The organism is Streptomyces sp. NPDC049813 (assembly GCF_044465085.1).
In the GTDB taxonomy this organism is placed as follows: domain Bacteria; phylum Actinomycetota; class Actinomycetes; order Streptomycetales; family Streptomycetaceae; genus Streptomyces.
On the sequence record NZ_JBITLI010000014.1, the window covers coordinates 203,008 to 214,946 of the forward strand.

At 72.0% G+C, this 11,939-nt stretch carries 10 protein-coding genes; 6 read left to right on the forward strand and 4 right to left on the reverse strand.

All coding sequences use genetic code 11. From position 1 onward, the window contains the following. Positions 1-67 precede the first annotated feature (67 nt). Positions 68-2,197 (forward strand): right-handed parallel beta-helix repeat-containing protein, encoded by a 2,130-nt coding sequence (locus ACIBW6_RS26860; protein ID WP_399063903.1) that lies wholly within the window; start codon positions 68-70, stop codon positions 2,195-2,197. Positions 2,198-2,308: 111 nt separating this feature from the next. Continuing rightward, entirely contained in the window at positions 2,309-3,988 is a 1,680-nt protein-coding gene (locus tag ACIBW6_RS26865) for a glycoside hydrolase family 13 protein (protein WP_399063905.1), read from the forward strand. A gap of 236 nt (positions 3,989-4,224) precedes the next feature. Here the strand turns inward: ACIBW6_RS26865 and ACIBW6_RS26870 are convergent, their stop codons facing one another. Beyond that, a complete protein-coding gene (locus tag ACIBW6_RS26870; protein ID WP_399063907.1) occupies positions 4,225-4,746 on the reverse strand; it encodes an AAA family ATPase in 522 nt (173 codons plus the stop codon). A gap of 76 nt (positions 4,747-4,822) precedes the next feature. Between ACIBW6_RS26870 and ACIBW6_RS26875 the strand changes: the two genes are divergently transcribed. The 4 genes from ACIBW6_RS26875 (at position 4,823) to ACIBW6_RS26890 (ending at position 8,924) form a co-directional block, all read left to right on the forward strand. Beyond that, positions 4,823-5,239: a DUF6153 family protein gene (locus ACIBW6_RS26875; protein WP_399063909.1), complete on the forward strand. Its 417-nt coding sequence runs from the start codon at positions 4,823-4,825 to the stop codon at positions 5,237-5,239. Positions 5,240-5,321: 82 nt separating this feature from the next. Next, positions 5,322-6,008, forward strand: a complete 687-nt coding sequence (locus ACIBW6_RS26880; protein ID WP_399063911.1) for a DUF305 domain-containing protein — start codon at positions 5,322-5,324, stop codon at positions 6,006-6,008. A 146-nt stretch (positions 6,009-6,154) separates the two neighbouring features. Next, positions 6,155-7,714 (forward strand): amidase family protein, encoded by a 1,560-nt coding sequence (locus ACIBW6_RS26885; protein ID WP_399063913.1) that lies wholly within the window; start codon positions 6,155-6,157, stop codon positions 7,712-7,714. 181 nt (positions 7,715-7,895) lie between these two features. Next, positions 7,896-8,924, forward strand: a complete 1,029-nt coding sequence (locus tag ACIBW6_RS26890) for an LPXTG cell wall anchor domain-containing protein (protein ID WP_399063915.1) — start codon at positions 7,896-7,898, stop codon at positions 8,922-8,924. Positions 8,925-9,048: 124 nt separating this feature from the next. On the opposite strand, the gene ACIBW6_RS26895 is transcribed toward ACIBW6_RS26890, so the two are convergent. From ACIBW6_RS26895 to ACIBW6_RS26905, 3 genes are all read right to left on the reverse strand, one after another. Beyond that, positions 9,049-9,321 (reverse strand): hypothetical protein, encoded by a 273-nt coding sequence (locus tag ACIBW6_RS26895; RefSeq protein WP_399063916.1) that lies wholly within the window; start codon positions 9,319-9,321, stop codon positions 9,049-9,051. 117 nt (positions 9,322-9,438) lie between these two features. Further along, entirely contained in the window at positions 9,439-10,074 is a 636-nt protein-coding gene (locus tag ACIBW6_RS26900) for an SUKH-4 family immunity protein (protein ID WP_399063918.1), read from the reverse strand. 57 nt (positions 10,075-10,131) lie between these two features. Next, a complete protein-coding gene (locus ACIBW6_RS26905; protein WP_399063920.1) occupies positions 10,132-11,826 on the reverse strand; it encodes a nucleic acid/nucleotide deaminase domain-containing protein in 1,695 nt (564 codons plus the stop codon). Positions 11,827-11,939: the final 113 nt, after the last annotated feature.

Sequence of the window (11,939 nt, forward strand, 5' to 3'; positions counted from 1 at the left end):
CGCCGGATCCCCACCGGCCGGCGGACCTCATGGGCGAGCCGCCCCTGACCTGGAAGGACACCCAGCCGTGTCAATCCACGCACGAGCCTCACGCACCCGGGCCGCCGCCGCGACGGCGACCCTCCTCCTCGCCGTCACCGGCGCCGTCTCCCTCGACGCGGCCGCCGCACCACCGGCCGTCGCCGCCCCCGCCGTACTGGAAGCGGAGTCCGCCACGCTCTCTGGCGGCGCGGCCGCCGAGCGGGAGCACCCCGGGTACACCGGCACCGGATACGTCGGCGGACTCACCGACCCCAACAAAGGCCGCGCCTCCCTCACCGTCGGCGTGCAGTCCTCCGCAGCGGGGCCGGGCAGCGTCACCGTCCGCTACGCCAACGGCACCGGCTCGGACAAGACGCTGACCCTGACCGCGGGCGGCGGCAGCAGACAGATCACCCTGCCCGCCACCGGCGACTGGGCCTCCTGGTCCACCGTCGACGTCCCGGTCTCCTACGCCAAGGGTGCCAACTCCCTCACCCTGGCCTTCGGCGCCGGCGACAGCGGCAACGTCAACATCGACAGCCTCACGGCCACCACCCCCACCGGCTCCGGCGACCCGGGTCCGAGCGGCGCGGGCGCCACCCTGCCGTTCACGACGTACGAGGCGGAGGCCGGCTCCTTCAAGGGCTCGGCCGTCGGCCCCGACCGCACGTACCTCACCGTGGCCTCGGAAGCCTCCGGCCGCCAGGCGGTCAGGCTGACCCGGACCGGCGACTACGTGGAGATCAAGCTCACCAAGGCCGCCAACGCCGTCAACCTGCGGTACTCGCTTCCCGACAGCGCCGACGGCACGGGCCTCGACGCCACGCTCGGCCTCTACGCCGACGGGCAGCCGCTCCCCGACCTGCGGCTGACCTCACGCTACGCCTGGGTGTACGGCGCCTACCCGTACACCAACCACCCCGGCGAAGGGCAGGCCCACCGCTTCTTCGACGAGACCCGCGTCCAGCTCGGCCGCACCCTCCCCGCGGGCACCGTGCTGCGGTTGCAGAAGGACGCCGACAACCAGGCGGCCTCCTACACCGTCGACCTGATCGAGGCGGAGGAGAGCGGCGCCGCCGCCACCCTGCCGAGCGGCTACGTCTCGGCGCGGGATCTCGGTGTCACACCGGACGACTCCAAGGACGACACCTCCGCCCTGAACGCCGCGCTGGAGACGGCCAAGGGCCAGGGCAAAGGCCTCTTCCTGCCCGCCGGCACCTACACCGTCTCCGACCACATCGACCTGACCGGCGTGAAGCTGCGCGGCGCCGGTGTGTGGCACACCGTGCTGCGTGGCACCGGCCTCAAGGGCGGCCTGTTCGGCCGGGGCGGCACCAGCACCGTCGAGAACCTGATGATCGACGGGCAGAACACCGTCCGCGACGACGCCGGCGGGCACGCCGGCATCGAGGGGGACTTCGGCACCGGCTCCGTCATCAAGAACGTGTGGATCCAGCACACCAAGGTCGGGATGTGGATATCCGGCCCCACCACCGGTCTGACCGCATCCGACCTGCGCATCCGCAACACGTACGCGGACGGCGTCAACCTGCACGGCGCGGTGCGGAACACCGTCGTCTCCAACAGCAGCATCCGCGGCACGGGCGACGACGCGCTGGCCATGTGGTCGGACGGGGCGGCCGTGACGGACAGCGCCTTCCGCAACAACACCGTGCAGTTGCCCGTCCTCGCCAACGGCGCCGCGGTCTACGGCGGCAGCGGCAACCGCGTCGAGAACAACCTCGTCTCCGACACCGTCGTCGCCGCGGCCGGCATCACCGTCTCCACCCGCTTCGGCCAGCCGTTCACCGGCACCACCACCGTCGCGGGCAACGTCCTGCGCCGCACCGGCAGCATGGAGGTCAACTGGAACTCCAAGCTCGGCGCCCTGTGGGTCTACGCCGACCAGTCCGACATCACCCAGCCCGTCGTGCTGACGAACAACACCGTCGAGGACTCGACGTACAGCGGGCTGCTCGTCACCTGGCAGAAGCAGGTGTCCGACCTGCGGGTGGACGGACTGGTCATCGACAGGACCGGCCACCACGGCATCGAGGTCAACGCCGCCGGCCGCGGCAGCTTCTCCCGCACCACCGTCGGCGGAGCGGCCGACGGCGCGCTCTCCGTCGGTGGCGGCTTCACCGTCCAGCGCGGGAGCGGCAACTCCGGCTGGTGACCCTCGCCGGTCGCTCGACCGGTGACCCTGACGACCGCGGGCCCGGCCGGCCCTCCTCCCCCGCCGGCCGGGCCCGCCCACGACCCCACCGCACTCACGAAGGCAGGTCCCATGACCCCGCGCACCACCGACTGGTGGCGTCACGCCGCGATCTACCAGATCTACCCGCGCAGCTTCGCCGACGGCAACGGCGACGGCATCGGCGACCTGGCCGGCGTGCGCTCCCGCCTCGACCATCTGCGGCGGCTGGGCGTCGAGGCGCTCTGGTTCTCCCCCTGGTACCTGACCCCGATGGCGGACGCGGGGTACGACGTAACGGACTTCCGCCGGATCGACCCGCGTTTCGGCACTCTCGCCGAGGCCGAGAAACTCATCGACGAGGCGCACAGCCTGGGCATCCGCGTCATCGTCGACGTCGTCCCCAACCACGTCTCCGACGAACACGCCTGGTTCACCGCCGCCCTGGCGTCACCGCCGGGCTCGCCCGAGCGTGACCTGTTCTGGTTCCGGGAGGGCCGGGGCGAGCGGGGCGAACTGCCGCCCAACGACTGGCAGTCCATCTTCGGCGGACCGGCCTGGACCCGCGTCGACGACGGCCAGTGGTACCTGCACCTGTTCGCCCCCGAACAGCCCGACCTGAACTGGCGCAACCCGCTGGTCCGCGCCGAGTACGAGGACGTCCTGCGGTTCTGGTTCGACCGGGGCGTCGACGGCATCCGCGTCGACTCCGCCGCCATGTGCAGCAAGGACCCGGCGCTGCCCGACTACGACCACAGCGTCTTCCCCGACCCGCACCCCTACGTGGACCTCGACGCCAACCACGAGATCTACCGCGGCTGGCGCGCCGTCGCCGACTCCTACCCCGAGCCGCGCGCCCTGATCGGCGAGGTCTGGCTCGCCGACCCCGCCCGGTTCGCCCGCTATCTGCGCCCGGACGAGCTGCACACGGCGTTCAACTTCGACTTCCTGGGCTGCCGTTGGGACGCGCCGTCGCTGCGCTCCTGCATCGACCGGACCCTCGCCGCGCACGCCGGTGTCGGCGCCCCCAGCACCTGGGTGCTCTCCAACCACGACGTCACCCGCCACGTCACGCGCTACGGCCGCCCCGACACCAGCACCGCCGGGGGCATCCGCCAGTACAACCCGGTCGTCGACGAGGAGGCGGGCCGCCGCCGCGCCCGCGCCACCGCCCTGCTCACCATGGCGCTGCCCGGAGCCGTCTACGTCTACCAGGGCGAGGAACTCGGCCTGCCCGAGGTCGAGGACATCCCCGCGGACCGCCGCGACGACCCGATCTACCACCGCACCGCGGGGGCGGACCCCGGCCGGGACGGCTGCCGAGTCCCCCTGCCGTGGAGCGGGCACCACGAGCCCTACGGCTTCAGCCCCGCCGGGTCCACCGCCCGCCCCTGGCTGCCGCAGCCCGCGTCCTGGGCCCGGCTCAGCGTCGCCGCGCAGGAGGCCGACCCCTCCTCCATGCTGCGCTTCTACCGCAGCGCGCTGACCCTGCGGGCCGCCCACCCCGCGCTCGGCGACGGCCCGATGCGCTGGCTGCCCTCCCCCGACGGGGTGCTCGCCTTCACCCGCGGCACCGACTTCGCCTGCGTCCTGAACCTCTCCTCCGCCCCCGTCGACCTGCCCGCCCACGCGGAGGTGCTCCTCGCCTCCCACCCTCTCGACGGCGACCGGCTCCCCGGGGAGGCGAGCGCGTGGCTGCGTACCGCGGCTACGCCTTGTGCCGCTCCGCATACGCCGCACGACGCCGCTGGGCCTCCGCCCGCGACCAGGTGAGGCGCCCCCGCCGGTCGACCAGCGGGCAGAGCAGGAAGTACACCAGCAAGGCGACCAGCCCGTACCAGAGTGTGTCCCAGCTCCACCCCTCGAACACCCCGTGCCCCACCGTCATGCACACGGCCCATATCACCGCGGGCCAGACGTACCCTCGAAATCGCTCCATGCCCCATCAACTGCCCCCGTGGCGCCGGGACATGAACGGCTTCTCGGAGCCATCTGTCGCGGGGCAGGGCTCAGCCGTCGACGGCCGCCGCGATCCGCTGGGCCGCTTGGGCCGGTGTGAGGTCGGTGGTGTCGACGACCTCCGCCTCGGCGTGCAGCCATGTGCGGGCCGCCTCGGCGTACGGTGCGAGGTACGCGCGCCGGAAGGCGGAGGGGCCCATGACCAGGTCGCCGTCGATGCGGCCGCGCAGCGTCTCCTGGTCGGCGTGGAGGACGAAGTGCCGCACCGGGATGCCGTACCGGGCGAGTCCGGCACTGATCTCGCGCCAGTATTCCTCGACCAGGACCGTCATCGGCATCACCAGCGTGCCGCCCGTGTAGTCCAGGACGCGGCGCGCGGTCTCCACGACGAGGGGCCGCCACGGCGGCCAGTGCTGGAAGTTGTCCGTCTCCGGCAGCCCGGGGCTGATGTCCATGAGCGTCTCGCCGACCTTCTCGGCATCGAACACCCGGGAGTCCGGCAGGAGTTGCTGCACCAGCCGGCTGGTCGTCGTCTTGCCCGCGCCGTGTGTGCCGTTCAGCCATACGATCATGGGCCCGACCGTAGCGCGCCGCGGCCCGGCACACCTGACGCGCAGGTCCCGCGGCCACCGGATCTACGATGGCACCGTGTCCTTCACCGTCCCGTCACCGAGCCGCCGCCCGACCGGGCGCGCACGCGTGCTGCTCGCGCTGACGGCGGCGGTCTTCGTCGGCCTCCTGGCCATGCACGGACTGAGCCCGGCACCGGCCGCGGTGCACGGCGGTGCACACAGCGGCGGGCACGGGGTGGTCACGGTCGCCGAGCACCACGACGGCCGGGGTGGCGGGCACTGTGCGCACGACGGCGGCGGCTCCGGAACGGCGCACCACGCGGACGCGGCCTGCGCGGCGGCGGGTATCGGCGCCTCTTACGCGCCGCCTCCACTCGCCGTGGCGTCCGGCGCCACGCCCGAGGCACGCCCGCGGGCCGTGTCCGCGGCCGTGGCACAAAGGGTCGAGCGGGCCCCGCCCGACCTGGCGGAGCTGCAACTCCTACGGATATAGGGCGGCCCGCACGGCACCGTCCTGTTTCCCGTCATCCCTTCCCGCAGGCCCTACCCGGGCCTGCCCAAGGAGTTGCACTCCCATGAACACCAGGCACACCGAGCACATCAGGCACACCCGACCCGTCCTGAACACCCGACTCATCCGGCTGTTCCGCCGCTCGCTCCTCACCGCGACGGCGGGCGCCGCGTCCCTCACCCTCGTGGCGTGCGGATCGAGCGACCATTCCCCGGCGTCCCACGACACCGGCGGCTCGACGGCCACGGCATCCCAGGACCGGCACAACAGTGCCGACCTCACGTTCGCCAAGGGCATGCTCCCGCACCACCGCCAGGCCCTGGAGATGGCGGCTCTCGCCCCCGCCCGGGCGGAGTCCGCCCAGGTCAAGAAGGTCGCCGCTGAGATCAAGGAGGCGCAGGGCCCGGAGATCAAGACGCTGACGGGCTGGCTCGCCTCCTGGGGCGAGCGTGTCCCCGCCGGCGGGACGACGAACCACACCACGCACTCGACGCACGGCATGGACGGCATGGACGGCATGGACGGCATGATGACGTCCAAGGACATGGGCCGGCTGAAGAAGGTGTCCGGCAAGGCGTTCGACACCGCCTTCCTGACCATGATGGTCCAGCACCACGAAGGCGCGGTGGCCATGGCCCGGTCCGAGAAGGCCGCCGGGGCGTTCCCCGCCGCCAAGAAGCTGGCGGACTCCGTCATCACCTCGCAGACGGCGGAGATCACCCGGATGAACGCGTTGCTCGGCAAGGGCTGATCGAACCCGGGGTGGGGGGGGGGGGGGCCCCCCCCGCCGCCGCCCCCCCCCCCCCCCCCACCCCACCCGCCGTCCCGCCCCACGGGTCACCGTGCCCGCTTCGGCACCCTTGCGCCGGAGGCTGCCCATGTAGTCGGCTGACCCGCATGGGGAAAAGGAGCAAGGCCGCCATGACCGCCGCCCTTGTCGCGGGGTCCCTTCTGACGGGCGTACCGCAGGCCGGGGCGGACGCCGCCACCCGCGGCGGCGCCGGTGCGGCGCCACCGGCCGGAGGCGCGCTCGTGTCCGGGGTCGACCTGGACACGGTGACGATCCCGGAGTTGCAGGCCCGGATGGCCAGGGGTTCGCTGACCGCGTCGGCGCTGACCCGGGCCTACCTGCGACGGATCGAGTCCATCGACCCGAAGATCCACTCGGTGCTGTACACCAGCCCGACGGCCCTGCGGCAGGCGGCGGCCAGCGACGCCCGGCACCGAAGGGGCCGGACCCTCGGGCCGCTGGACGGCATCCCCGTCCTGCTCAAGGACAACGTGGACACCCGGGACCTGCCGACGACGGCCGGGTCACTGGCCCTCGCCGGAGCCCCGCCCGCCACCGACGCCGAGCTGGTGACGCGGCTGCGTGCGGCCGGGGCGGTGATCCTCGGCAAGACCAACCTGTCCGAGTGGGCCAACTTCCGCGCGGCGAAGCCGACTTCGGGATGGTCGGCGGTAGGCGGACAGACCCGCAACCCCTATGCCCTCGACCGCAATCCGTGCGGATCCTCCGCCGGGTCGGCGGCCGCGCTCGCCGCCTCGCTGGCGCAGGTGGCGGTCGGCACCGAGACGGACGGTTCCATCGTCTGCCCGGCCGGGATGAACGGCGTCGTCGGCCACAAGCCGAGCCTCGGCCTGGTCAGCCAGGCGGGGGTGGTGCCGATCTCCGCCGAGCAGGACACGGCCGGCCCCATGGCCCGCAACGTGACCGACACGGCGCTCACCCTCTCCGTACTGAGCGGGGACCGGTACGCGTCCCCGCAGGGCCTCACCTCGTCCGGCCTGCGCGGAAAGCGGATCGGCCTGTGGCGGCTGCCCTCGCTCGGCGCCGCCGTGGAGGCGGCGATGACCCGTACGGCGACGCGGCTGCGCCGGGCCGGAGCCGTGGTCGTCGAGGTGACGCCGCCGTACCAGGCCCGCCTGGCCGAGCTCGAATTCCCGGCGCTGCTCAGCGAGTTCCACCGGGACATCGACGCGTACCTGAGCACCCGGCAGGGGCCCCGGAACCTCGCCGAGCTGGTCGCGTTCAACCGGACGCACCCGGCGGAACAGAGCTGCTTCGCCGGCCAGGAGCTGTTCGAGCAGGCGCTCGCCGCGCCGCCCACCACCGACCCCGGGTACCGGGCCATGCGCGCCGAGCTGAGGGACCTGTCCCGGCGGTCCCTGGACGAGACCCTGGCCGCCCATGACCTGGACGCCATCGCGGCGCCCACGAACCCGCCGGCCTGGACGACGGACTGCGCGCGCGGCGACAACGACGTCATCCCCTCCTCCACGCCGGCGGCCGTCGCCGGCTACCCGTCCCTGTCGGTCCCGGCCGCGACCGTCGACGGGCTCCCGGTCGGCCTGCTCCTGATGGCCGGCGACCGCCAGGACTCGGCGCTGCTCTCCCTGGGCGCCGCGGTGGAACACCGACTGAAGGCCTGGCGCGCACCGCAGTACCGGCAGTGAGTCGGCACCAGCACCAGCACCAGCACCAGCACCAGCAGTGAGCATGATCACATCACGCAGCAAGGTTTACTGCACAACCATCTTCCACCCTCGCCGATCCCACCCGTGAAGACGTACGGCCGGCGCACACCCCCATGCCCACGCCCACGGCCGTTATCAGCATCTGCACGGAAAGGGTTCAATGAAGCTTCATCGCGTCCTGGCAACGGCGGCCGTCACGGCCGTCATCGGTCCTGTGGCCCTGTTCGCGGCCCCGGTCGCCGTCGCCGCGGAGGAGCCGTCGGGCTCCCCGTCCGCCACGGCCTCCCCCACCGCGACCGCCTCCCCCGGCGACGCCGGCTCCTCCGCGTCCGCGGAGGCGACCGGCGAGGCCACGGGGAAGGCGACCGGGGAGGCAAGCGCCTCCGCGACGGCCACGCGCTCCGCTGCCGCGGGCGCCCGGTCGGAGGCCGAGCCGACGCCCACCTACACGCGCCCGACGTTCTGCTCCGGCATCCCGGACGAGGAGCGCGGCAAGACCTCGCTCCAGGGACTCCCCAGCAAGATCGTCGCCGGCTCGGGCTGGCACGACTTCCGTTACCGCGTGACCAACGTGTCCGAGGTCAAGGTGATGGAGACCGTCGTCTCCCTGTACCTCGGCACGGCTGACCCGCACCTCGACGACATCGCCGAACTGGCCGTCACCGTGCAGTGGTTCGATGAGACGGCGGGCACGTGGAAGGCCATCGAGGGCGACGGGGCCGACGTCCTCGGCAACAGTGAGTTCGCCTCGGTCACGACCCTCGCCCCGGGCGAGTACGCGGACGCCAAGATGCGCGTCAAGGTCGGCACCGCGGCCAAGGCCGGCACGGGCTACTTCTTCACCATCGGGCACTCCTACGGTGAGGACGGCCAGTGCGGCTTCGACGACATCAGCCAGTTCGACTTCACCGTCCTGAAGGCCGGGAGCGAGCCCGGCGCGGTGGACGACGCCAAGGGCAAGCCCGGCAAGGCTGAGGACGCCGAAGCGGTGCACGCCGGGCGGGGGTCCGGCGGCGACGGGACCGCGCCGCAGGGCGGCCTCGCGAAGATCCCGGTCAGCGGCCGCCTCGCGTCGACCGGCTCGTCGAGTGCGCTGCCGGCCATCGCCGCCGCGGGTGGCGCCGCCGTGCTGCTCGGTGCCGGTGCCGTCGTCGTCGTACGCCGGCGCAAGGGGCGGCCGGCCGCGTGAACCGGCCGACCGGCCACGACGGTGACCGGGCGCGACCCCGCGTCACGGCCTGAGCGGCCGCCACCCCGACCCGCTCTGCCGCGGGTCGGGGTGAGCAGCCGCTCGGGTGCTTCGGGGTGCCCGGTCAGTGGTGGTCGTGACCGAAGCCGTGGTCCAGGTCCAGGTCACGCTCGAAGCGGAAGGCAGCGTCCGTGCTGAAGCCACCGGCCACCGCGCCGCTGTTCGTGACGCCCAGCGGGCCACCCACGTTGGAGCTGTGCCGACCGGCCTGCCAGCCCTCGCTGTGGTACCTGCCCTCAGCGCTGACGTCGGGGCCGTCGAAGGCCGCGGCGGGGCCGGCCGCCAGGAATCCGGCGACGGTGGCCACGGCGAGGGCGGTTGCGATGCGATGCTTCACTGTTCTCTCCTTCTGTGGAAAAGCGGCGGTCTCTTTCACAAAAGGACGGCGGGCGCGCGGCTGCATCTTCTGTGGTCCACATGGTGTACGGGCGGCCCGCCGGAGCCGCCGCCGGACTCAGCCGTAGAGCGAGCGGGCGCCGGGGCTGTCGCCCTTGAAGCGCTGGCCCGCGGCGATCTCCTCGCCCACCACCGTCCAGGCGGTCTCGTCGTCCTGGAAGGGGAGCGGGTCGATGTCGCTCGTCTCCTGGGTGATCCGCTCGACCTCGGCTTCGAGGCGCTCGAAATCGGCTTCCTCGGATTCCTCGTCACGCTCGTCGCCTTCGCCGCCGCTGAAGGCGAACTCTTCCAGCAGACGCTGGAAGCGCACGGTGACCTGGAGGAGGGAGGAGACGTCCGTGTGCAGTTCCCGCGCGGTCTCCTCGTCGGCGTCGAAGGCGTACACCGTGCCGGAGGCGGGGTCGAGCGCGAGGTGGGCGTGGAGCAGCCAGCCGATGACCGGCCAGCCTCCCGCGTCCCGCGGGGCGTCCTCGAACTCCTCGACGTCGACGACGTCCTGGACGAGGGGCAGCCTGCCGGTGTCCTCGTCGGGTTCCCGCAGCCGGAGCGTCCCGGTGGGCGCGCCGACGGCGCTCAGCAGACGGGCCCCCTCGGACTGCGCGGCGGACGGCGGGAAGGCGGTGACGGGCAGGGTCGCGAGCCGGTCCTCGCCGAAGATCTCGACGAGTTCGCTGCGGGTGACGTCGAAAAGCACTTGCCGAAACTCCGAACTCGGCGGCGGCACGAGCGCCGCAGGATTTCATCCGCCCTTTTACGGAACGAACTTGTTGTCCGCGGGCGAGAGGTCCATCACTGTATCAGTGCGCCCGCCTGAGTGGCCCTTCCGGTCCCATTCGTCGTGCAACCACTTGACGTAGGCGCGGTGTTCCCGGTCTTTCTTGTACTTGCTGAGATCCTCGCCGTTCGCGTCCTTTTCGTGCTGGTCGTATTTCTGACTGTGCGTGACCTCGAGATCGTCGCGGAATTCCCGGGCGAGGTACTTGTCGCACTTGGGATTCTTCTGGCAGGGCTCGCGCTCCGTATAGAGCTCGCCCACATTGCCTTCGTGGCCTTTTTTGATCAGCGGGTGTCCGATGGAGCGTTCGGAGTGCGCCTCGCCGCTCGCGCCGACCAGGATGAAACGGTTCCCCTTGCCATCGTCGTGCAGCGCCGAGGCGTAGTTGCCGCCCGGGACGTAGGAGTCGCGCCGTTCGCTGCGGTTGGCGTGGCGGCCGAGCTGGGTGGCGCGGGCCAGTTCGGTGGAGCCGGGCGCCACCTTCGTGGAGCTGACCGTGCCGCTCTTGCCGCGCTTGTTCTTGCGCTGCTTCTCCGTGTTGTTCCACGGGTACCAGGCCTTGTCGCCGAGTACGTCGGTCACCCCGGAGGAGTCGTTGTGCGCGACCGGGGTGGTGGTGCCGTTGGGGTGCAGGTGGCGGATGGTCCCGTCGTCGCTCAACAGGTACATGGGCGTACTGTCGTCCCGCTTGGCCTTCTTGACGTCCACCCGGTCGACCTCGTCGCGGACGTCGTGGTCCTTGCGCTTCTGGTGGCGCGAGGCCGCCTTCACCCGCTCCGGCAGGGTGTGGGTGACGTGGTCGGCCGCCTTTTTGGAGGCCTTCTCCATGACGTCGAACGCGCCCTCCAGGATGCCGTCGAACGTCGCGGTCAGCGCGTCCTTGCCCTTGGTCCTGCCGAAGGAGCTCTTCGACTTGCCGAGGTGGATCCCGGACTGGCTGCCCATGTCGCTGCCGTGCCGGGAGACCTTGCCCGCGCCGTCCTCGAACTCGACGTGGTCGATGGCCGTCCGCTTGCCGGCCCCGCCGCTCCCCGAGCCCTCGCCGTCGCTGTCGCCCGCGGAGGCGAGGTGCAGGCCGCCCGGCTTGTCGCCCGGGTTGAACGCTCCCTCGGCGAGGTCGAGGGTCATGTCGGCGACGAGTTCCTGCAGTTTGCCGGTGACCGGCTCGGTGACCTTCGAGATGAGCGCGTCGACGATCTGCTCGACGGCCTCGTCGATGAGCCGCTTCACGATGGTGCGCATCAGCGCGATCTCCCCGGCGGCGGCCGCCGCGGACAGGCCGAGCGTGAAGGGGGCCGCGGCGAGTTCGGCGACGATGGTGCCGGCCAGGATGCCGAGTTCGACGCCCGCCTTCACCTTCAGGCCGCGGATGATCTGGCCGACGCCGTCGCAGGCGTCCGCGAAGAGCCGGGCCACCTCGGGGATCTTCTCCAGGTGGTGGCTGCGCACGTAGGACCAGTGCTTCTGCATTGCTTCCACGGCCCACCCCTCGGAGGAGCCGAGGATGCGGGTCACCGCCTTGTCGGCGTCGCCGCCGCGCCCCTCGAACTCCTCGGCGAAGTCCCGCATGGACGTCGCCATCTCGAAGTAGTCGTCCTCGTCGACATTGGGCCAGCTGACCCCGATGAGATCGAGCGCCTCATCGATGATGCTCGGCAGTACCAGACCCATGCCCGCGCGCTCCGCTTCCCGTCGTCAACTGCCCTGCCTGCCACGCGTACGCAGCAGGTCGTCAGGTGCACCAGGGTAAACCGATCTTGTTCCAGTTCCGCGCCGAGGGTGTG

What these genes read in the sequence shown, in the direction of transcription:
- ACIBW6_RS26870 (WP_399063907.1), bottom strand. Translation starts at nt 4,746, where the DNA reads ATGATCGTATGGCTGAACGGCACACACGGCGCGGGCAAGACGACGACC.
- ACIBW6_RS26880 (WP_399063911.1), top strand. Translation starts at nt 5,322, where the DNA reads ATGAACACCAGGCACACCGAGCACATCAGGCACACCCGACCCGTCCTG.
- ACIBW6_RS26905 (WP_399063920.1), bottom strand. Translation starts at nt 11,826, where the DNA reads ATGGGTCTGGTACTGCCGAGCATCATCGATGAGGCGCTCGATCTCATC.
- ACIBW6_RS26890 (WP_399063915.1), top strand. Translation starts at nt 7,896, where the DNA reads ATGAAGCTTCATCGCGTCCTGGCAACGGCGGCCGTCACGGCCGTCATC.
- ACIBW6_RS26865 (WP_399063905.1), top strand. Translation starts at nt 2,309, where the DNA reads ATGACCCCGCGCACCACCGACTGGTGGCGTCACGCCGCGATCTACCAG.
- ACIBW6_RS26885 (WP_399063913.1), top strand. Translation starts at nt 6,155, where the DNA reads ATGGGGAAAAGGAGCAAGGCCGCCATGACCGCCGCCCTTGTCGCGGGG.